The organism is Rhodococcus sp. 4CII, assembly GCF_014256275.1.
Classification (GTDB): Bacteria; Actinomycetota; Actinomycetes; order Mycobacteriales; family Mycobacteriaceae; genus Rhodococcus_F; species Rhodococcus_F wratislaviensis_A.
Window position 1 is genome coordinate 6,441,859 of sequence record NZ_JACCFE010000002.1, and the last position, 19,986, is coordinate 6,461,844.

At 68.4% G+C, this 19,986-nt stretch carries 19 protein-coding genes and 1 other RNA gene; 8 read left to right on the forward strand and 12 right to left on the reverse strand.

The features are described 5' to 3' along the window. Window positions 1-1,251 carry an SLC13 family permease gene (locus H0B43_RS30655; RefSeq protein WP_185724502.1) on the reverse strand — a complete coding sequence of 417 codons (1,251 nt, stop codon included), beginning with the start codon at window positions 1,249-1,251 and terminating at the stop codon, window positions 1-3. A 7-nt stretch (window positions 1,252-1,258) separates the two neighbouring features. Beyond that, entirely contained in the window at window positions 1,259-1,786 is a 528-nt protein-coding gene (locus tag H0B43_RS30660) for a DUF1697 domain-containing protein (RefSeq protein WP_185724501.1), read from the reverse strand. Window positions 1,787-1,847: 61 nt separating this feature from the next. On the opposite strand from H0B43_RS30660, the gene rnpB reads away from it, so the two are divergent. Beyond that, window positions 1,848-2,285, forward strand: an RNA gene (gene rnpB, locus H0B43_RS30665) — RNase P RNA component class A. A 190-nt stretch (window positions 2,286-2,475) separates the two neighbouring features. Then, window positions 2,476-3,279, forward strand: a complete 804-nt coding sequence (locus H0B43_RS30670; RefSeq protein ID WP_185724500.1) for an alpha/beta fold hydrolase — start codon at window positions 2,476-2,478, stop codon at window positions 3,277-3,279. 8 nt (window positions 3,280-3,287) lie between these two features. Here H0B43_RS30670 and H0B43_RS30675 read toward each other — a convergent pair whose 3' ends face one another. From H0B43_RS30675 to H0B43_RS30685, 3 genes are read right to left on the reverse strand one after another with little or no spacing between them, the layout of a single operon-like run. Next, the gene (locus tag H0B43_RS30675; RefSeq protein WP_185724499.1) at window positions 3,288-3,911 is read right to left on the reverse strand and encodes a LysE family translocator; all 624 of its coding nucleotides are present in this window, start codon (window positions 3,909-3,911) and stop codon (window positions 3,288-3,290) included. Between the two features lie 22 nt (window positions 3,912-3,933). Then, on the reverse strand, window positions 3,934-4,353 hold the full coding sequence (locus tag H0B43_RS30680; protein WP_185724498.1) for a MaoC/PaaZ C-terminal domain-containing protein: 420 nt from the start codon (window positions 4,351-4,353) through the stop codon (window positions 3,934-3,936). After that, window positions 4,350-4,796: a MaoC family dehydratase N-terminal domain-containing protein gene (locus H0B43_RS30685; RefSeq protein ID WP_185724497.1), complete on the reverse strand. Its 447-nt coding sequence runs from the start codon at window positions 4,794-4,796 to the stop codon at window positions 4,350-4,352. The genes H0B43_RS30680 and H0B43_RS30685 overlap by 4 nt, the downstream gene beginning before the upstream one ends. A gap of 398 nt (window positions 4,797-5,194) precedes the next feature. Between H0B43_RS30685 and H0B43_RS30690 the strand changes: the two genes are divergently transcribed. Together H0B43_RS30690 and H0B43_RS30695 are read left to right on the forward strand one after the other, a co-directional pair. Then, complete coding sequence (locus tag H0B43_RS30690) at window positions 5,195-5,380, forward strand: hypothetical protein (RefSeq protein WP_005247785.1); 186 nt, start codon at window positions 5,195-5,197, stop codon at window positions 5,378-5,380. 8 nt (window positions 5,381-5,388) lie between these two features. Beyond that, window positions 5,389-6,789 (forward strand): RNB domain-containing ribonuclease, encoded by a 1,401-nt coding sequence (locus H0B43_RS30695; RefSeq protein ID WP_185724496.1) that lies wholly within the window; start codon window positions 5,389-5,391, stop codon window positions 6,787-6,789. Window positions 6,790-6,793: 4 nt separating this feature from the next. On the opposite strand, the gene pip is transcribed toward H0B43_RS30695, so the two are convergent. The 3 genes from pip to panB are packed head-to-tail and all read right to left on the reverse strand — an operon-like array spanning window position 6,794 to window position 9,137. After that, window positions 6,794-7,759: a prolyl aminopeptidase gene (gene pip, locus H0B43_RS30700; RefSeq protein WP_185724495.1), complete on the reverse strand. Its 966-nt coding sequence runs from the start codon at window positions 7,757-7,759 to the stop codon at window positions 6,794-6,796. 7 nt (window positions 7,760-7,766) lie between these two features. Then, window positions 7,767-8,228, reverse strand: coding sequence for a hypothetical protein (locus H0B43_RS30705; RefSeq protein ID WP_185724494.1), 462 nt, complete (start codon window positions 8,226-8,228; stop codon window positions 7,767-7,769). Window positions 8,229-8,267: 39 nt separating this feature from the next. Then, entirely contained in the window at window positions 8,268-9,137 is an 870-nt protein-coding gene (panB, locus tag H0B43_RS30710) for a 3-methyl-2-oxobutanoate hydroxymethyltransferase (protein ID WP_185724493.1), read from the reverse strand. A gap of 182 nt (window positions 9,138-9,319) precedes the next feature. On the opposite strand from panB, the gene H0B43_RS30715 reads away from it, so the two are divergent. From H0B43_RS30715 to H0B43_RS30730, 4 genes are all read left to right on the forward strand, one after another. Further along, entirely contained in the window at window positions 9,320-10,888 is a 1,569-nt protein-coding gene (locus H0B43_RS30715; RefSeq protein WP_185724492.1) for an alpha/beta hydrolase, read from the forward strand. Between the two features lie 116 nt (window positions 10,889-11,004). Further along, entirely contained in the window at window positions 11,005-12,345 is a 1,341-nt protein-coding gene (gene glnA, locus H0B43_RS30720; RefSeq protein ID WP_005247775.1) for a type I glutamate--ammonia ligase, read from the forward strand. 8 nt (window positions 12,346-12,353) lie between these two features. Beyond that, complete coding sequence (locus H0B43_RS30725; RefSeq protein WP_185724491.1) at window positions 12,354-15,368, forward strand: bifunctional [glutamine synthetase] adenylyltransferase/[glutamine synthetase]-adenylyl-L-tyrosine phosphorylase; 3,015 nt, start codon at window positions 12,354-12,356, stop codon at window positions 15,366-15,368. Next, window positions 15,365-16,330: an endonuclease/exonuclease/phosphatase family protein gene (locus tag H0B43_RS30730; RefSeq protein ID WP_185724490.1), complete on the forward strand. Its 966-nt coding sequence runs from the start codon at window positions 15,365-15,367 to the stop codon at window positions 16,328-16,330. Before H0B43_RS30725 ends, H0B43_RS30730 begins: the two co-directional genes overlap by 4 nt. Before the next feature lie 3 nt (window positions 16,331-16,333). On the opposite strand, the gene H0B43_RS30735 is transcribed toward H0B43_RS30730, so the two are convergent. The 4 genes from H0B43_RS30735 to H0B43_RS30750 are packed head-to-tail and all read right to left on the reverse strand — an operon-like array spanning window position 16,334 to window position 19,971. Further along, window positions 16,334-17,317 carry a glycine betaine ABC transporter substrate-binding protein gene (locus tag H0B43_RS30735; protein ID WP_185724489.1) on the reverse strand — a complete coding sequence of 328 codons (984 nt, stop codon included), beginning with the start codon at window positions 17,315-17,317 and terminating at the stop codon, window positions 16,334-16,336. Continuing rightward, complete coding sequence (locus H0B43_RS30740) at window positions 17,317-18,090, reverse strand: ABC transporter permease (protein ID WP_185724488.1); 774 nt, start codon at window positions 18,088-18,090, stop codon at window positions 17,317-17,319. The genes H0B43_RS30735 and H0B43_RS30740 overlap by 1 nt, the downstream gene beginning before the upstream one ends. After that, entirely contained in the window at window positions 18,087-19,328 is a 1,242-nt protein-coding gene (locus H0B43_RS30745; RefSeq protein ID WP_185724487.1) for an ATP-binding cassette domain-containing protein, read from the reverse strand. The genes H0B43_RS30740 and H0B43_RS30745 overlap by 4 nt, the downstream gene beginning before the upstream one ends. Then, window positions 19,321-19,971 (reverse strand): ABC transporter permease, encoded by a 651-nt coding sequence (locus tag H0B43_RS30750; RefSeq protein WP_185729743.1) that lies wholly within the window; start codon window positions 19,969-19,971, stop codon window positions 19,321-19,323. Before H0B43_RS30750 ends, H0B43_RS30745 begins: the two co-directional genes overlap by 8 nt. Between the last annotated feature and the right edge of the window lie 15 nt (window positions 19,972-19,986).

Below are 19,986 nucleotides of genomic sequence, written 5' to 3' on the forward strand. Positions count from 1 at the left end.
TCAACCGCGGGCGATTGACAAGTACTCACAGGCCCAGAGGGCAGTCACCGCGGCGAGCAGAGTCAACGGCGTGGTGACCGCTGCGAGAACGGTGAACGTGCGCAGATCCGCGGGCGATCCGGCTCGTGCGGCAACCCGTCGCCACAGCATGATCGCGAGCGATCCCACGTAGGTGAGGTTGGGGCCGAGGTTCACGCCGAGCAGCATCGCCAGGACGAGCGCTGTCGGTGGATGGGGTCCGAGCGCCGCGAGCAGAAGCAGGGTGGCGGGCAAGTTGTTCACCAGATTCGCGGCGACCGCCGCGACGACGGCCATCGCCAGCAGCGCCGCGAACGAGGTACCGGTCGGCAGCCGCGCAGCGATCCAGTCGCCGATGGGACCGTTCGCGACACCTGCGACGACGACGCCGAGGACCAGGACGAACGCGCAGAACCACACGTCGACCGAGTACACGATGCGTCCGAAATCGGTTCGGCCCTCCCGCAGCGCGACGACGCCCAGCACGATTGCCCCCGCCGCCGCGACCCATCCCGGCGCGATCCCCACGAAGCCGGACACCCCGAACCCGAGAAGGGTGACCGCGATGATGGACAGCGCGGTGACCGGCGCGGGTGGGTCGTGCCTCGGCTCCGGGTCGGCGTCGGGCCGAACGAGGTGACGGCGGAAGAAGATCCGGAACAGGATCAGTTCGACCACTATCGCCACCGCCCAGGGCAACGCCATGACGGCGGTGAAATGCAGGAAGGTCAACCCGGTCGCGGAGAACGCGATGAGGTTCGTGAGGTTGGAGACGGGCAGCAGGGTCGACGCCGTGTTCGACAGGTGCGCGGTGGCGTACGAGTGCGGCCGCGGATCCATCCGCAGCGAGCGGGCCGTCGCGATCACCGCCGGGGTCAGCAGCACCACGGTTGCATCGAGACTCAGCACCGCCGTGGTGAGGGCCGCGGCCCCGAACACGAGTGTCAGCAACCTCGTCGGTTCGCCACGCGCCCCGCGTCGCAGTCGGCCGGCGATCCAGGTGAATACACCCATGGCGTCGGCGAGATGCGCGAGGACGAGGATCGCCGCGAGGAATCCGACGGTGGGGGCCATCTCCGACACTTCGTCCCAGGCCTCGGACGGTGTCACCAGCCCCGTGGCCAGAACGACGACCGCGGCCGGGGCGGCCGCGACGATCTCGGGTAGCCGGCGAGGACGCACGACCGCGAAGACGAGGACCGCGGCGACGAGCGCCACCGCGAGAACGGTCACCGGCGACTCACTTCAGGAGCTTGAGGAGGGTGCGCAGATTCCGGGTGGTGGTGGACGCCTTCAGCTTGGCGGAGCCGGTGCTCCTGCCGAACCTGCTCTTCAACGTCATGCCTCGCTCGACCTCCCAGTACAGGACACCGTCACCGGCCTGGATTCGTTCGACCTCCGGATCGAGTTCGTCCCGGATGCTCAGGAGCGTGTCCAGGACCTCGGGCTCGGGTGTCACCAGCACGTACGGATGCCACCCTTCCCGCTCGGGATCGAACGGATAGTCGTCGACGATCTGTCGGACCGTGTCGAGATCGAGGATGAAAACCCAGGCCTCGTATCGGAATTCGGCGCGAAGCCCGGCCTCGATCTCGCGCTCGAGGGCGGGGACGTCGTCGCGGTCGGAATCGAACAGCACATTGCCCGATGCGAGGACGGTCTTCACGTTCTCGAATCCCAGATCGGCGAAGGTGCTGCGGAGGTCGGCCATCTTGATGTTGATGCCGCCCACGTTGATACCGCGCAGGAGGGCGGCGTATCGGGTCATGCTCTGAACCCTAGTGCGGCGGTAGGACACGTTCGCGCGAACTGTAGTCTGATCGGGCGGACGAGTTGGCCGGGCGGCCGCGGCACAGGGAACCAGCACACGGGTGCACAGGCCCTGAGTCGAGGAAAGTCCGGACTCCACAGAGCAGGGCGGTTGTTAACGGCAACCCGAGGTGACTCGCGGGACAGTGCCACAGAAAACAGACCGCCGGCGCCACACCCTCCGGGGTGCGGTGTCGGTCAGGGTGAAACGGTGCGGTAAGAGCGCACCAGCACCCCGGGTGACCGGGGTGGCTAGGTAAACCCCGCCCGGAGCAAGGTTGAAGGCCGCATCGGATCCTCCGGGATCCCGGTGCGGCTGCGCAGGTGTTCGAGGGCTGCTCGCCCGAGCCTGCGGGTGAACCGCTCGAGGTACCCGGCGACGGTGTATCCAGATGGATGGTCGCCACCCGGCGCTTCGGCGCCGGGGACAGGATCCGGCTTACACGCCAACTCGTCCGCCCCGAGAGATCGACGGTGACTGGCAAGTAACAAACAGTCCGGTTAGTATCTTTCCCGCATCGGTCCGACCGACCCGAATCGGGGTCGATGTCCGGGGCCCGTCGCACACGTCCGTGGGCGGCGGGGCCCCACTCGGAGCCGGAGGCAAAAGGCGGTAGGTGTTACCGGCGATAGCGGTAACATCTGTCCATGGACTTGCCTCATGACATCGCCGGTTCCGGCCCCACCCTGGTGCTCGTGCACGGAATCGTGCATCGGCGCCAGGCCTGGAACGTATTGCTGGACCAGCTGACGCCGTATCGCCGGGTCGTCACCGTCGACCTTCCGGGGCACGGCGAATCGGCAGCGCTCGACGACGGTGCGGACACGATGGATCACCTGCTCGACGAGGTGAGCGCATTCGTCCGTTCCGTGACCCCCGCCGGTGAACGAGCGCACGTCGCGGGGAACTCGCTCGGTGGCTGGCTCGCCCTCGCCCTGGCTGCGCGTGGCGAGGTCGCCTCGGCCACCGCGCTCTCGCCGGCCGGGTTCTTCGTCAACCGCGCCGATCAGGCCCGCACGATCTACACGTTCCGGGCCCTGCGCGGGGTCACCCGGGCACTGGGCTCGAACGCTCCGAGGGCGCTCGGGTACAGAGCGGTCCGCTATCCGTCGCTGGCCGCCTTCTTCGCGCGGCCCAGCCGGGTGCGGTACGAGGACGCCGTGGTCGACGCGCACTCGCTCGCCACCAACACGCTCGTCGACAAGGGGATGACGGCCACGTTCGACCTTCCGCGTGTCGTCGACGCGACGGTGCCGGTCACGGTGGCGTGGGGGCGGCGAGACCTGATTCTGCCGGTCTATCAGGCGCGACGGGTGCGCAGGTCCTTCCCGCAGGCGCGGATACTCGTCCTCCCGGGCATCGGGCACGTGCCGATGACCGACGACCCGAATCTGATCGGCACGATACTGCTGGGCGGCAGCTCGTCCGGTGTCGCCGATACCCCGAGCTGAGCCCGCGGCTACCGCGCTTCGGCGACGACCGCGGCGCCGAAGCCGAAAAGGACGGTTCCGGTGATCCGATCCAGCACCCGCCGGACGGACGGCTTGCCCATCGTGTTCCGCGCGCGGGTGAGCAGGATGCTGTATCCGCCGAGCCAGATGATCCCGAGGAGTCCGTGGACGAATACGAGCAGTGCCAGCGTCGGCGCGGTCGGCCAGCCGGGCGGAACGAGTTGGGGGAGCAGGCCCGTGTAGAACACCGCGATCTTGGGGTTCAGGAGGTTGGTCAGGAAACCGGCCCGCCAGCTCGACCCGGGCGACGGAACTGGTGCCGGTGTCGGCTCTGCGGTGCGCGTCCGCGACCGGCTGCGCCAGAGGGTGGAGAGTCCCAGATACACCAGATACAGTCCGCCGACGATCTTTACGACGGTGTACGCGTCCGCCGACGCGGCGAGGACGGCACCCAGTCCGACGACGGTCAGCGCGCCCCACACCAGCAACCCGGCGACCACCCCGAATGTGGCCCGCAGTGCGGCGCCGCGTCCTCCCGACAGTCCGGCACGCGTCACGACCGCCATGTCCGGGCCCGGCATGACGGTCAGGAGTCCGAGGACGGCAACAGCGGTGACGACCAGTCCGATCATGGATCCAGTATGTCGAGTGTGGTCAGCGCAGCGAAATCCAGACCTGCGACTTCCCGAGGACGGAGTGGCCGTCGAACGTCACCGTCAGGTCGATCCGTGCGGTGCCCGCGTCCTCGTCGACCTGGGCGGCCTTCGCGACGACGTCGACGTCCGCTCCCGCCTCCGGGTGGACGATCACGGGCTTGGTGAAGCGGGCCCGGTAACCGGTGACCTTCGCCGGGTCGCCGAGCCAGTCGACGACGCACTGGGTGGCCAGCCCGAGCGTGAGCATGCCGTGTGCCAGGACGCCGGGCAGGCCGACGGCTTCCGCGACGTCGTCCCGGTAGTGGATGGAATTGAAATCGCCGGACGCACCGGCGTAGCGGACGAGGGACTCCCGGGTGACGTGGTATCGGGCTTTGGCGACGGTGTCGCCGAGCAGAATTCGCTGCGCAGACGTCATTCCTCACCCCTGACGAACAGGGATGACGTCATCGTGCTGACGTGATCGCCTGTGCCGTCGACGATGTCGATGTCCGCGACGATCAGCGTGTGCGGACCGCGGGACGTCACGTCCGTCACGGTGAGGACGGCGGAGAGTTCGTCGCCCGCGACGACGGGGCGGATCGACGAGGCGTGTTCCGTGCTGTGCACCAGGTTGATCGGCTCGATTCCGGACGTCGGATCGGCGACCAGCTGGGCGAGTGCGCGTTCCTGCACGATGACGGGAAATGTCGGCGGGGCAACGAGATCGGCGTGACCGGCGGCGCGCGCGCTGTCGACGTCGAAGGAGGTGGGATTGGTGGCGAAGACGGCGCGGGCGAATTCCCGGACCTTCTCGCGGCCGACGAGGTAGGGCTCGGTCGGTGGGTAGACACGACCCTCGATCTCTGGATTCACTGCCATCAGGTGAGCCTAGAGACGTTCCGTCCCCGGGGCAGGGCGAAGCGTTCGATGATTCGTCACGAATGTGTCGCGCACGGCCGCGAACACGACGAAGCCCCCGCCGTCAGGTGCCGGCGGGGGCTTCGAGGTATCGACTGGTCGACAGCCTAGACGGGATCGACCATCAGCAGTTGGGCCCAGTACGTGGCGCCTTCGGCACCGAGGTAGGGAAGTAGCTGATCAAAAATGATCGTCGACATGCTCGCTCCATTCTCTGTTCGGGCACTGCGCACGGATAGACGGGCCATCGGCACCGCACTGACCGGCGCCGGGGAACGTATCACCGGACAGGCCTCCGAGGGTAACAGTCTGAGCGCGATCCACAACTCCATCCGTCCCACCGGTGCCACACTGAGGACATGACTGACGAAGATCATCTCTGGTACTACAACGTCGAGGACGGCACCGTCACACAAGGGAAGGCGGCATCGTCCATGTCCCGGATGGGCCCCTATCCCGACAGGGCGTCGGCCGAGAAGGCGCTGCAGATCGCCGCGGAGCGGAACAAGGCGGCGGACCGGGCCGACGAGGAGTGGAACAAGTAGCGGTGCCGATGAGCCGTTTCGTCGCGCGCGGAATCGATTTCGGCACCGTACGCACCGAATTCCACCTGCCGGCGGGCTATCCGCCCGCGGCGGTCGCGCAGGCGCGGGCGGCGTCCGACCGTTGCGCGTCTGAGCGGGAGGACCGCACCGATCTGGCGTTCGTCACCGTCGATCCGCCCGACTCGATGGATCTCGATCAGGCGCTGCACCTGGAGCGCACGCGCGACGGCTTCGTTCTGCACTACGCGATCGCGGACGTCGGCGCCGTCGTCGAGCCGGGCGGGGCGCTCGACGTCGAGACCCGGAAACGGGGACAGACGTTCTACCTCCCCGACGGCAAGGTGCCACTCCACCCGAAGGAGTTGTCGGAGGGATCCGCGAGTCTGCTCCCGGACGTGGACCGTCCGGCGGTGGTGTGGCGGATCGAACTCGACGGCGCCGCCGAACCGCTGTCCTGCACCGTGTCCCGTGCCGCCGTCCGCTCGGTCGCGCGGCTCGACTACGCCGGGGTGCAGGCCGATTCCGAGGCGGGGCGGTTGCATCCGTCCATCGCGGCACTCCCGGAGTTCGGCAGGCTCCGCATCGCGGCGGCGGCGGCGCGCGGTGCGATCGAACTCCGGCTGCCGGAGCAGGAAGTGGTGTCGGACGGGGACGGCTGGCGGGTCGACCTCGCGCCCCGCACTGATGCGGACGACTGGAATGCCGAGGTCTCACTCCTCACCGGGATGTGTGCTGCGACCATGATGCTCGACGCGAAGGTCGGGTTGCTCCGCACTTTGCCGCCTGCCGGGCCCGATGCCGTCGAGGCGCTGCGACGCACCGCTGCGGCGCTGGGGATCGACTGGCCCGACAGCGTCGGTGTCGGTGAACTCCTGGCTCGGCTCGACCCGAACTCGTCGTCCACGCTGGTGCTGATGACGGAGGCGCCGTCGCTGCTGCGGGGCGCCGACTACGCAGCGTTCGATGGCACGGTGCCGGAACTGACCGTGCACTCAGCCATCGGCGCCCCGTACGCGCACGTGACCGCGCCGCTGCGCCGGCTCTCGGATCGGTACTCCACCGAGGTATGCCTTGCGGTGTCGGCCGGACGGGCGGTGCCGGCGTGGGCACGCGAGGCCCTGGGCTCGATGCCGGAGATCATGGGCGGCTCGGATTCCCTGGCAGGCAAGATCGACCGGGCCTGCATCGATCTCACCGAGGCGACCCTGCTCGCGGACCGGGTGGGGGAGACGTTCGACGCGACCGTGCTGCGGTCGCGGAACGGCAAGCGCACCGCGGACGTGTTCGTCCCGTCCGTGTCCGTGATGGCGAAATGCGTGGGTGATCCCACCGAGGGCGAGCAGGTGAAGGTCCGGCTCGTCTCCGCCGACGTCGCGAAGCGGTCCGTCGAGTTCGGGTATCCCGCGTAACGCGTCAGTCGCGGAATCGGTCGGTGGCCTCGACCAGGTGATGGACGATGCCGGGCTCGACGGCGGAGTGTCCTGCGTCGTCGACGATCTCGAGCCGGGAACCGGGCCAAGCCCGGTGCAGGGCCCAGGCGCTGGTCGCCGGGCACACCACGTCGTACCGCCCCTGCACGATCACACCCGGAATGCCCTCCAGGGCGGCCGCGTCGCGGAGCAGCTGGCCCTCTTCCAGGAATCCGCGGTGATGGAAATAGTGATTCTCGATGCGGGCGAACGCCAGCGCGAACCTCGGCTGCGAGGTCTCCGCCACCCGGTCCGGCTTGGGGAGCAGGGAACTCGTGGCACCCTCCCACGTCGACCACGCGATCGCGGCACGCGTCGCAACCTCGGCGTCGCCGGAGTGGAGGAGCCGGTGGTAGGCCTCGACGAGATCGCCGCCGCGCTCCGGTTCCGGCACCGGGGCCAGGAACTTCTCCCACAATTCGGGGAACAGATGACCGGCTCCGCCGTTGTAGTACCAGTCGATCTCGCTGCGCCGCAGCAGGAAGATGCCGCGCAGCACCAGTTCGGTGACCCGGTGCGGGTGCTGCTGCGCGTAGGCGAGTGCCAGTGTGGAACCCCACGACCCGCCGAAGACCTGCCAGCGGTCGATGCGGAGATGGTCGCGCAGAAGCTCCACGTCGTCGATCAGCCGGTCGGTGGTGTTGACCGACAAATCCGCGCCGTCGGCGACGTGGGGAGTGGAACGCCCGCATCCGCGCTGGTCGAGCAGCACGATCCGGTACACCTGTGGGTCGAAGAACTGTCGTTGCGCGGGGTCGGTGCCGCCCCCGGGCCCGCCGTGCAGGAACACGACCGGCTTTCCGTCGGGATTGCCGCTCTGCTCCCAGTACATCTGCTGACCGTCGCCGACGGCGAGGTGCCCGAACTGGTACGGCTCGATCGGCGGATACAGGGTGCGCAGTGGGGTCACGTCTGCCTCAGAACCCGATCAGGCCGGAGGCGAGATCGGGAATTTCGAGTGCGGTGATCGCCTGCTGCCGGATGTCGGGGCAGGCCGCCGTGGTGATCACGTCGATCCGGCCCCGGTCCTGCAGGAAGTCGATCGCGTTGAGGTTGTTCTTCGCGATCCATGTGCCGACCAGGCCGTTCAGCCCGGTCTTGCCGATGGTCGGCGTGTAAGTGCGCCAACTCTGCAACTGGCCTTCGAGGTCGGTGCACAGCTGGACGGCCTGCGCCTGGGTGACCCCTCCCGGCACCAGGGCGGGGCCGAGAGGGGCGGCGGTGACCGGTGCCGGGGGTGCGGTGGTGCCGGGCGCGGACGAGGTGCCCTGTCCGGCACACCCCGCGACCAAGGTCGCCGCCGCCGCCGCCCCTGCCGCGACCACGGCCAGGCGGCGTCGACGTCCGGTGCCCTGCACGCGTCGCTGTCCCATGAACATCCCCCTCGAGTGTGTGCCGGCCCGGAAGTCGAAGGCGGCCTAGAAGCTGTGCTCTTCCGCCGGGAACGTTCCGGCGCGCACCTCCGACGCGTAGGCGGCAGCCGCGGTGCGCAACTCGTCACCGACGTTACCGAAGCGCTTCACGAACTTCGCCGTCTTGCCGCTGGTGTAGCCGGCCATGTCCTGCCACACCAGGACCTGGGCGTCGCATTCGACGCCCGCGCCGATGCCGACGGTGGGGATGGTGAGCTTGCGGGTGACCTGGCCTGCGATGTCGGCGGGCACCATCTCCATGACGACGGAGAACGCGCCGGCTTCCTGCACCGCGATCGCGTCGGCGACCAACTGCTCGGCGGCGTCGCCGCGGCCCTGCACGCGGAAACCGCCGAGCGAGTTGACGCTCTGCGGGGTGAACCCGACGTGGGCCATGACCGGAATGCCCGCTGCGGTGATGGCGGCGATCTGCGGTGCGACGCGCTCACCGCCCTCGAGCTTGACCGCGTGGGCCAGCCCTTCCTTCAGGAATCGGGTCGCGGACGCGAGGGCCTGTTCGGGGGAGCTTTCGTAGCTGCCGAACGGCAGATCCGCAACCACCAGGGCGTGCGGTGCACCGCGGACGACGCCGCGAACGAGGGGGAGCAGTTCGTCGATCGTGACGGGAACGGTGGTCTCGTAGCCGTAGACGACGTTGGCGGCCGAATCGCCGACGAGGAGGACGGGGATGCCGGCTTCCTCGAAGATGCGGGCGCTCGAATAGTCGTAGGCGGTGAGCATCGACCAGCGTTCACCCTCGGCCTTCATGGTCTGCAGGTGATGGATCCGGGTCTTGCGCTTGGGAACGTCGTGCGAAGGTGCTGATCCGTAGAGCCGATCTTCTGACGTGCTCGCGGACGACTTGCTATCGGACATCGTTGTCCCTTTCTGGCCTCGAGGCCCTTGACGGGTCCCCGGGTGCGGGTGATGACGCCTACAGTCTGCCACCGGCCCGCGGGGGAGCGAAGGGGTCGCACGCGTGCAATAGGTCACACCCGCTGCCTGGCCTCTGACCTGCGCGAAGGCTGTCTCGCCCGGAACCCTGGCACGATCGTCCTATGTCGAAGAGTGCTCGGGTACCGGCCGCGTTCGCGGGGTGCATCGCCGTTGTCCTTGTCGCCGCAGGCTGTGCGGGAGGCGGACGGGACGTCGGGGAGGCCGTCGCCGAGCCACCGGCGTCCGAGGCGGCTCCCGCGGGCCCGATCCCCCCGGGGCTCGAGCAGTTCTACACGCAGCAGGTGCAGTGGGGCTCGTGCGAGGGCTACAGCACCGACGGGTCTCCGCTCGGTGACGATCTCGACTGCGCGAAGGTGACCGTGCCCAACGACTACGCGAATCCGGCGGGCGCCACCGCGCAGATCGCCGTCTCCCGGTCGAAGGCGACCGGCGACAAGGTCGGGTCGCTCCTCGTCAACCCCGGCGGTCCGGGGGCGTCGGGACTCGGACTGGCATCCGTGGCCGACGGCACCGATCTCGCCGAGCGGTTCGACGTCATCGGGTTCGATCCGCGCGGTGTCGGCGCGTCCACGCCGCAGGTGAGGTGCCTGACCGCGCCGGAGGTGGACGCGAAGCGCAAGGACGACGACGTCGACATGAGTCCCGCCGGGATCGCGAAGACGGAGTCCGAGAACCGCGACTACGCCGACAAGTGCGCCGAACGGAGCGGCGTCGACGTGCTGGCGCACGTCGGTACGTACGACGTCGTGCGTGACATGGACGTCCTTCGTTCGGTGCTCGGTGACGAGAAGCTGAACTACCTCGGCTACTCCTACGGCACCCGGCTCGGCTCGAGGTACGCGGAGACGTTCCCGGGCAACGTGCGCGCCATGGTGCTCGACGGCGCCCTCGACCCCGAGCAGGATCCGACCGAGGAAGTGATCCTGCAGGCGGCCGGATTCCAGGACGCGTTCACCGCGTTCGCCGCCGAATGCATGCAGCAGCCGGACTGCCCGCTCGGGACCGACCCGGCGCGGGCGAATGCGAGGTTCCGGGCGCTGGTCGATCCGCTGATCGGCAAGCCCGCCGCGACCACCGACCCGCGCGGGCTCAGCTACACCGACGCGATCACCGGTGTACAGCAGGCGTTGTACTCGCCGAATCTCTGGGGTCCGCTCCGCGGGGGGCTGGCGAGCCTGCAGACGGGGACGGGTGACTCGCTGCTGATGCTGGCCGATCTCTACGAGGGCCGCGCCGACGACGGAACGTACTCGAACCTGAACGACGCCTTCAATGCCGTCCGCTGCATGGACGATCCGCCCGTCACCGACCGCGCGGTCGTCGGGGCAGCGGATGTGCGGTACCGGCAGGCGGCACCGTTCCTCGACGACGGACACGGCACCGGCAACGCACCGCTGGACGTCTGTGCGTTCTGGCACGCGCCGAATACGGGGGCGCCGCACACGGTCTCCGCCCCCGGCATCCCGCCGGTCGTCGTCGTGTCGACGACGGAGGATCCGGCGACGCCGTATCAGGCGGGCGTGGATCTGGCGAAGCAGATGAACGGCACACTGGTCAGCTACCGGGGCACCCAGCACACCGTGGTTCTCGACGGTGAGCCGTGCGTCGACGACGCCGTCACGAACTATCTGGTGAACCTCGCGGTGCCGCCCGCGGATCTGACGTGCTGACGCGCGCATGTGACCGGATCGACCGGCGTGCCCGCACGCTGGCCCGATGCGGAATCCGGAATAGTCGAATCAACGAAGTAACACAGATTTAACGAACTTTGCTTACTCTCGCGGACATGGATCGCCAAAAGGAATTCGTGCTTCGCACCCTCGAAGAGCGCGACATTCGGTTCGTCCGATTGTGGTTCACGGACGTTCTCGGATACCTGAAATCGGTGGCGATCGCCCCCGCGGAACTCGAGGGCGCCTTCGAGGAGGGCATCGGCTTCGACGGTTCCGCGATCGAGGGCTTCTCCCGGGTCTCCGAGGCGGACACGGTCGCGAAGCCGGACGCCTCCACGTTCCAGGTGCTGCCGTGGAGTTCGAGCAAGGGGCATCAGCACTCCGCCCGCATGTTCTGCGACATCGCCATGCCCGACGGATCCCCCTCCTGGGCGGACTCGCGGCACGTGCTGCGTCGTCAGCTGAACAAGGCGAGCGACCTCGGATTCAGCTGCTACGTGCATCCCGAGATCGAGTTCTTCCTCCTGGAGAACGGGCCGATCGACGGCACTCCGCCGAAGCCCGCAGACTCCGGCGGCTATTTCGACCAGGCCGTCCACGACTCCGCGCCCAACTTCCGCCGGCACGCCATCGACGCGCTCGAGTCGATGGGCATCTCCGTCGAGTTCAGCCATCACGAGGCCGCGCCCGGCCAGCAGGAGATCGACCTGCGGTACGCGGACGCGCTGTCGATGGCCGACAACGTGATGACGTTCCGTTACGTCGTCAAGGAGGTCGCGATCGCCGAGGGCGTGCGCGCGACCTTCATGCCGAAGCCGTTCAGCGATCAGGCCGGATCGGCGATGCACACGCACATGAGCCTGTTCGAAGGCGACACCAACGCATTCCACAACCCGGACGATCCGATGCAGCTGTCGGAGACCGGGAAGGCGTTCATCGCCGGCATCCTCGAGCACGCCAACGAGATCAGCGCGGTCACCAACCAGTGGGTGAACTCCTACAAGCGCCTGATCCACGGCGGCGAGGCCCCGACCGCGGCGTCCTGGGGTCCGTCCAACCGGTCGGCGCTGGTCCGCGTCCCGATGTACACGCCGAACAAGGCGTCGTCGCGGCGTGTCGAGATCCGCAGCCCCGACTCGGCCTGCAACCCCTATCTGACGTTCGCGGTGCTGCTCGCTGCGGGTCTGCGGGGCATCGAGAAGGGCTACGAGCTTCCGCCCGAGGCCGAGGACGACGTGTGGGCGCTGACGTCTGCCGAGCGCCGCGCCATGGGCTACCGGGAACTGCCCGGCAACCTCGACGGCGCGCTGCGCGAGATGGAGAAGTCGGAACTGGTGGCCGAGGCGCTCGGTGAGCACGTGTTCGACTTCTTCCTGCGCAACAAGCGTCGTGAGTGGGAGGAGTACCGGAGCCACGTGACACCGTTCGAACTCAAGACGTATCTGGGGTTGTGAGCAAGAGCATGGTGAAGCCTCCGGCAGCGCGTTCTGCCGTTCCCGGTCCGGGTCGTCTGGGTCTCGTCGAGCCGACCGCTCCGTCCGAACTCCGCGATCTGGGGTGGGTCGGCGAAGACAGCATCGAACTGCTCTGGTCGTTGTCGCGGGCGGCGAACGCCGATCTCGCACTCCGCACCCTGGTGCGCCTGAAGGACGGTCTCGGCGACGAGTGGGCTGAACTCGATGCGGCGCTGCGGGCCGACAAGGGTCTGCGCGGCCGGTTGTTCGGACTGTTCGGCGCGTCCAGCGCCTTCGGCGATCACCTGGTCGCGGATCCTGCGTCGTGGAAGATCCTCGCCGGCGACGTCCGCCTGCCGTCGAAGGACGAGGCGATCGCCACGATGCTGGCCGCGGTCGGTGCCGAGCCCGAGAAGGGTACCCACCCGGACGCCAACCTCTCGCGTGCGTCGGTGACCGGACCCGAGGCCGTCGCGGCGCTGCGCAAGGCGTACCGCGACGAGCTGATGCTGCTCGCCGCCGTCGACCTCGCGGCGACCGTCGAGAATGAACCGGTACTGCCGTACCAGACGGTCGGGCACCAGCTGTCCGATCTGGCGGACGCCGCATTGAACGCCGCCCTCGCGGTGGCCGTGGCGGCCGTCTGTCCGGACGCCCCGTGCCCCGTGCGTCTGGCCGTCATCGCCATGGGCAAGTGCGGTGCGCGCGAACTCAATTACGTGAGCGACGTGGACGTTGTCTTCGTCGCCGAACCCGCCGACGCGGTCGCCAGCCGGATCGCGGGCGAGATGATGCGCGTCGGGTCGTCGGCGTTCTTCGACGTGGACGCCGCGCTGCGGCCCGAGGGCAAGCGCGGCGAACTCGTCCGCACGCTCGAATCCCACGTCACGTATTACAAGCGCTGGGCCAAGACCTGGGAATTCCAGGCACTCCTCAAGGCCCGTCCGATGATCGGCGATCGCGCGCTGGGGCAGCAGTACTTCGACGCACTCAACCCCATGGTGTGGACCGCATCGGAACGCGAGGACTTCGTGCCCGAGGTGCAGGCGATGCGTCGCCGGGTGGAGGAGATGGTTCCGCCCGAACTCCGCGAACGCGAACTGAAACTCGGCCGGGGTAGTCTGCGCGACGTCGAGTTCGCCGTCCAGCTCCTGCAACTCGTGCACGGCCGCGCTGACGAGGCTCTGCACGTCCAGAGCACCATCGACGCCCTCACCGCACTCGCCGCCCGTGGCTACGTGGGCCGCGACGACGCCGCGAATCTCGCTGCGTCCTACGAGTTCCTGCGATTGCTCGAGCACCGGCTGCAGTTGCAGAAACTGCGTCGCACGCACACCCTGCCACCTGCCGACGACGAGGAAGCGCTGCGCTGGCTGGCGCGGGCCGCTCACATGCGGCCCGACGGCAGCAAGGACGCACTCGGCGTTCTCAACGCGGAGATCAAACGCAACGCGCACCGGGTCCGCCGGCTGCACGCCAAGCTGTTCTACCGTCCGCTGCTCGAGTCGGTGGCGCGCATCGACAAGGAAGCCCTGCGGCTGAGCCCGGATGCGGCCATCCGCCAGCTGGCGGCGCTGGGCTACATCGCCCCGGAGAACGCGCTCGGACACCTCACCGCACTCACCAGCGGTGCGTCCCGCAAGGGCCGCATCCAGGCGCTGCTGCTGCCGACGCTGCTCGAATCGCTCGCCGACACACCGGATCCCGATGCCGGACTGCTCGCCTACCGGCGGCTGTCCGACGCGATGACCGATCAGACGTGGTTCCTTCGCCTGCTGCGCGACGAGGCGTCGGTCGCCGAGCGGCTGATGACGGTGCTGGGATCGTCCGCGTACGTCCCGGATCTGCTGATCAAGGCACCTGACGTGGTGCGGTTGTTCGCGGATTCGCCGGCCGGGCCCCGACTTCTGGAGTCGAAGCCCGAGGACGTCGCGCGCGGCATCCTCACGGCGTCGGCACGTCACGACGACCCGACCCGTGCGATCGCCGCGGCTCGGTCGCTGCGGCGGTACGAGCTCGCCCGCATCGCGTCCGCGGACATCCTCGGCATGCTCGACGTACCCGGCGTCTGCCAGGCCCTGTCGTCCGTGTGGGCGGCCGTGCTCAACGCCGCCCTGGCGGCCGTGATCAAGGCGAGCGAGAAAGAACTCGGCACGCCCGCTCCCGCGACCTTCACGGTGATCGGAATGGGCAGGCTCGGCGGCGGCGAACTCGGCTACGGATCGGACGCGGACGTGCTGTTCGTGTGCGAGCCGCGCGAGGGAATCGACGAGACCGTCGCCGTCAAGTGGGCCAACAGCATCGGTGACAAGGTCCGCGCCCTGCTCGGTGCGCCCAGCACCGATCCGCCGCTCGAGGTCGACACGGGACTGCGACCGGAGGGGCGGAGCGGCCCCATGGTGCGCACGCTGGCGTCCTACGAGGCGTACTACGCGCAGTGGGCGCAGGCCTGGGAGATCCAGGCGCTGCTGCGCGCGCACCACGTCGCGGGCGACGCCGATCTGGGACTGCGATTCCTGCACATGATCGACAAGACGCGCTACCCGGAGGGCGGGGTGTCGGAGCAGGCGGTTCGCGAGATCCGGCGCATCAAGGCCCGGGTGGATTCCGAGCGACTGCCGCGGGGCGCCGATCCCGCGACCCACACCAAGCTCGGTCGCGGAGGTCTCGCCGACATCGAATGGACGGTGCAGCTGATCCAGCTCCGCCATGCGCACGAGATCGAGTCGCTGCACAACACGTCGACACTCGAAACGCTCGACGCGATCGGCGCGGCCGAATTGCTCAGCGAGTCCGACGTAGAACTGCTGCGCGACGCGTGGATCACCGCGACGAAGGCCCGTAATTGCCTCGTGCTCGTCCGCGGCAAGGCCACCGATCAGCTTCCCGGTTCGGGGCGCGTCCTGTCCGCGGTCGCGCAGATCGCCGGCTGGGGCGGCGGCGACGCCGGCGAGTTCCTGGACCATTACCTGCGGGTGACCCGGCGGGCCAAGGCTGTGGTGGAGAGAGTCTTCGGGGAGTGATCGTCACCTGGGGGGTGCGCGCGCTGACCGCCCTCGGGTGGCTCGCGGTGCTCGTCGGCGTGTTCGGCGTGGCGCTGCGATTCCTCGACGTCCAGAACCAGCGTCTGCTCGTCCTGGCATCCGCGGCGCCCTACCTCATGGCGGCGGCCGCGATCGGGGTGTTGTTGCTCGGAATCACCCGGCACTGGATCGGTTTCGGCGCGGCGCTGGCGGTGGCCGCGGTCGCCACGCTGTCGCAGGCACCGCTGTACGTGGCGAACGGTTCGGTGACGGCGTCCGGGCCGGAACTGACGGTGATGCAGGCCAACATCTGGCTCGGCAACGCGGACGCCGATGCGCTCGTCCGGCAGATCCGGGATCGGGACGTCGACGTGCTCACGGTCGACGAACTCACACCGGAGGCCGTCGACCGGTTGGTGGCCGCGGGAATCGATGCAGCCCTGCCGTTCTCGTTCCTGATGCCGGGCGGCGGCGGCGAGGGAACGGGGATCTGGAGCCGGTACCCGCTGACCGACAAGGTCCACCACTCCGAATTCGTGCTGTCCGCTCTGTCGGCCCGGATGGAACTCCCGGACGGTACGAGCACGGCGCTGTACGCGTTCCACCCCGTCCCGCCGTGGCCGTCGGATCCGTCCCTGTGGTCACGCGAGATGGACCGGATCAAGACGATTCTCGATGCCGTCCCCGCCGACTCCGGTCCGGTGATCGTCAGCGGCGACTTCAACTCCACCCGCGACCACGTCAAATACCGGAATCTCGTGACCGGACGGTACCGGGACGCCGCCGACGAGGTGGGCGCCGGAATCCAGAACACGTATCCCGCCGACCGGCAACCGTTCCCGCCGATGATCGCCATCGATCACATCGTCACCAGTGGTGCGCAGGCGCAGTCCGTGGACTCGGTGGTGGTGACGGGTTCGGATCACCGCGGCCTGATCGCGAGGATCACCCTCGGCGGCTGACCGTCACGGGAGGGTGACGAACCCCTTGTCCACCAGCCAGTCCCGGGCCACGTCCGCCGGTTCCTCGCCCTCGACGTCGACCCGGCGGTTCAGTTCGGTGATCTCCTCGTTGGTCAGCGCCGCGGAGATCGGCGCCATCACCTCCGCCACCTGCGGATGTGCCTCGGCGAAATCCTTGCGCATGGTGATCGCCGGGTTGTATTTCGGGAAGAACTGGCGATCGTCGTCCAGCAGCACCAGATCGAGCGCGATGATGCGGCCGTCAGTCGTGAACACCTCGCCGAACTTGCACTGCGTCCCGTCCGCGGTGGCCTGATAGATGATGCCGGTCTGCAGGATCTGGCGGTTCGCGCGGGCCGGATCGAAACCGTACTTCTCGGCCATACCGGGGAAGCCGTCCTGGCGGACGTTGAACTCGGTCTCCACGCACGTCGTCGCCGCGGCGGGATCACGGTTGACGAGGTCCGCGTACTGGGACAACGTGGTGACCCCCGTCTCCTCCGCGGTCTGCCTGCTCGTCGCCAGTGCGTAGGTGTTGTTCATCGGGGCCGGATCCACCCACACCATGCCGTTGCGTTCGAGATCCTCGTCGCGGACCGCCTCGAACTGCGCGGTCGGGTCCGGGATCGGGATCTCGTTGCCGAGGTAGTTGATCCACCCGGTCCCGGTGTACTCGTAGGTGACGTCGATCTGACCGTCCAGTTGCGCGTCCCGCGTGCTGTTGGACCCCTGGATGTTGGTGAGGTCGCGGACATCTGCGCCGGCGGCGCTCAGCGCGAACTCGATGATGTACCCGAGGGTGACCTGCTCGGTGAAATCCTTGGAACCGACCGTGATCTTGACACCCTCGAGTTCGGGGACCGGCTGGATGCTGCCCGGTTCCACCGACAGCGGCAGGGCCCCACCGGATTCGAGACCACACGACGCGGCGAGGACCCCGCACAGCGTCACTGCCGTCGCGGCGATCGCCTTCCGGACGAGGTTCATCAGCGCAGCCCCTTCGGGCCGAGGAACTCCTCGGCGAGGGCGCCGCACCAGTCGACGAGCAGCGCGAGCGCGACCGCGAGGACGGCCCCCACGACCAGGGTCACGTTGTCCCGCAGCTTGTATCCGGTGTCGATGAGAATGCCCAGGCCACCGGCGCTGACGAGGAAACTGAGGGTCGCGGTGCCCACGGCGAGGACCAGCGACGTGCGCAACCCCGCGAGGATGTACGGGACAGCGAGCGGGAACTCCACCTTGCGCAGCACCAGACCTGCGGTCATGCCCTGTCCACGGCCGGCGTCGATGACCGCCGGATTGACCTCCTGCAGGCCCAGGATCGTGTTCCGCAGCACGGGCAACAGCGAGTAGAACGCGATGGGGAGGACACCGATCCAGAACCCGGTGGTACCCGTCGCCAGAAACAGCAGCACCAGCAGACCGATGGCGGGCGCGGCCTGCCCGATGTTGGCGATACCGATGAAGATCGGTGCGAGGCGGGTGAACCCGGGCCGGGTCAGCAGCACCCCGAGTGGGACGGCGATGACGACGACGATCGCCACCACCACGACCGTGATCAGCACGTGCTGCCACGTCAGGGTGGCGATGTTTGCGGCGTTGAGACTGCCCTTCTGCGTGGCGGTGAGGTCGCGGCTGAACGCCCAGACGAGGACGCCCACGACCAGGATCACCACGATGATCGGCTGGACCAGCAACCGGGCCCGCTCGGAACGCCGGGCGGCCGGCGCGGAGGCCTTGGTGGCGACGGCGGCCGTCATGACGGCGTCCCGCCCTCACTCGCCCCGTTCCGCCCCGGCTCGGTGTGCTCGGTGTCCTCGGTGTCCTCGTCGTGCGAGTGTTCCTCGCGCATCGCGGACAGGTGCTGCACGAGGGTGTCGATCGAGATCAGGCCGCGGTATTCGCCGCGCTTACCCGTGACGATCGTCGACGCGCTGCTCTCCGCCAGCAGCGCCTCGAGCGCGTCCTGCAGCGTCGACCGGGTGGACATCACCTCGTCGATCGGGTCGCCGACGTCGCGCAGCGAGGTCGCGTTGGCCAGATGCCTGACGGACACCCAGCGGATCGGACGATCCCGCGCGTCGAGAATGATGCCCCACTTGATCTGCCGGGGTGCGATCGCCGCCCGCAGATCGTCCACCGAGCCGTCCTCGTACGCGGTGGGGCAGTCGAGGAGCTCGACCTCCGCCACCCGGGTGAGCGTCAGCTGCTTCAGCGCGGCGTCCGCTCCGACGAACCCGGCCACCATGTCGTTGGCGGGATGGGCGAGGATCGCCTCCGGAGTGTCGTACTGCATGATGTGCGACTGGTTGCCCAGCACCGCGATGCGATCACCCAGTTTGACGGCCTCGTTGAAATCGTGCGTCACGAAGACGATGGTCTTGCCGAGTTCGGACTGCAGTCGCATCAGCTCGTCCTGCAGCAGTGCGCGCGTGATCGGGTCGACCGCGCCGAACGGCTCGTCCATCAGCAGGACCGGGGGATCGGCGGCGAGCGCGCGCGCCACCCCGACCCGCTGCTGCTGACCGCCCGACAACTGCCGGGGGTAGCGCTCGCGGTAGAGGCCGGGCTCGAGTCCGACTAGGTCGAGCATCTCGTCGGTGCGATCGGCGATCTTCTTCTTGTCCCAGCCGATCAGGCCGGGAACGGTGCCGACGTTCTTCGCGATGGTCAGGTGCGGGAACAGCCCGGCCTGCTGAATCGAATAGCCGATGCCGCGCCGCAACTTGTCCGGGTCGATGGACAGGGCGTCCTTGCCGCCGATCGTGATCTTCCCCGACGTCGGTTCGATGAGCCGGTTGATCATGCGCATCGTCGTGGTCTTCCCGCAGCCGGACGGGCCGACGAGCACCACGATCTCCCCCGCGGGGATGCGCATCGAGACGTTGTCGACGGCCGCGCTCTCCTGACCCGGGTAGCTCTTGACGACGTCTTCGAGGACGATGTCCACACCGGAGACGGTGCTGCCGTGGGTGCGAGGTGTATCGAGATCAGTCACGAATCCCCCTGGAGGTGGTGAGTCGGCCGATGACGGCGAGGATGCCGTCGAGTACGAGGGCGAGGATCACGATCAGAACGGTCCCCGTCAGTGCCTGCGGTATGGCCGTCGGGCTGCCGACGCGGGACAGTCCCGAGAAGATGAGGTTGCCGAGTCCGGGACCCTTCGCGTACGCCGCGATCGCGAGGATGCCCATCAGCATCTGGGTGCTCACCCGCATGCCCGTCAGGATCGACGGCCAGGCGAGGGGGAGTTCGATTCTGCTCAGCACGGTCGTGCGGCTCATCCCCACACCCCGGGCGGCGTCGGTGACGGCCGGGTCGACGGACGCGAGTCCGAGGATGGTGTTCCGGATGATCGGCAGCAGGGCGTACAGCACCAGAGCGGTGACGGTCGGGGCCACACCGAGCCCCAGAATCGGGATCAGCAGGCCCAGCAGAGCGAACGACGGGATGGTGAGGATCGTGCTGGCCAGCGCGGTCGCGATCGCGGAGCCGGCGGGACTGCGGTACACCAGGATCCCGATCGCCACCGCGACGACCGTGGCGATCACCACCGACTGCACGACGGCACTGACGTGCAGGAAGGAGTCGGTGAGAAGCTGCTGCTTCCTGGCGGAGACGAAGTCCCACAGTTGCTGTATGTCCAACCGCGCACA

Excerpts from the sequence above, each read along its gene's own strand:
- H0B43_RS30735 (WP_185724489.1), bottom strand. The coding sequence starts at position 17,317 with ATGAACCTCGTCCGGAAGGCGATCGCCGCGACGGCAGTGACGCTGTGC.
- H0B43_RS30675 (WP_185724499.1), bottom strand. The coding sequence starts at position 3,911 with ATGATCGGACTGGTCGTCACCGCTGTTGCCGTCCTCGGACTCCTGACC.
- H0B43_RS30725 (WP_185724491.1), top strand. The coding sequence starts at position 12,354 with ATGGTGAAGCCTCCGGCAGCGCGTTCTGCCGTTCCCGGTCCGGGTCGT.
- H0B43_RS30695 (WP_185724496.1), top strand. The coding sequence starts at position 5,389 with ATGAGCCGTTTCGTCGCGCGCGGAATCGATTTCGGCACCGTACGCACC.
- H0B43_RS30670 (WP_185724500.1), top strand. The coding sequence starts at position 2,476 with ATGGACTTGCCTCATGACATCGCCGGTTCCGGCCCCACCCTGGTGCTC.
- glnA (WP_005247775.1), top strand. The coding sequence starts at position 11,005 with ATGGATCGCCAAAAGGAATTCGTGCTTCGCACCCTCGAAGAGCGCGAC.
- H0B43_RS30680 (WP_185724498.1), bottom strand. The coding sequence starts at position 4,353 with ATGACGTCTGCGCAGCGAATTCTGCTCGGCGACACCGTCGCCAAAGCC.
- H0B43_RS30740 (WP_185724488.1), bottom strand. The coding sequence starts at position 18,090 with ATGACGGCCGCCGTCGCCACCAAGGCCTCCGCGCCGGCCGCCCGGCGT.
- H0B43_RS30715 (WP_185724492.1), top strand. The coding sequence starts at position 9,320 with ATGTCGAAGAGTGCTCGGGTACCGGCCGCGTTCGCGGGGTGCATCGCC.
- H0B43_RS30690 (WP_005247785.1), top strand. The coding sequence starts at position 5,195 with ATGACTGACGAAGATCATCTCTGGTACTACAACGTCGAGGACGGCACC.
- panB (WP_185724493.1), bottom strand. The coding sequence starts at position 9,137 with ATGTCCGATAGCAAGTCGTCCGCGAGCACGTCAGAAGATCGGCTCTAC.
- H0B43_RS30685 (WP_185724497.1), bottom strand. The coding sequence starts at position 4,796 with ATGGCAGTGAATCCAGAGATCGAGGGTCGTGTCTACCCACCGACCGAG.
- H0B43_RS30660 (WP_185724501.1), bottom strand. The coding sequence starts at position 1,786 with ATGACCCGATACGCCGCCCTCCTGCGCGGTATCAACGTGGGCGGCATC.
- H0B43_RS30705 (WP_185724494.1), bottom strand. The coding sequence starts at position 8,228 with ATGTTCATGGGACAGCGACGCGTGCAGGGCACCGGACGTCGACGCCGC.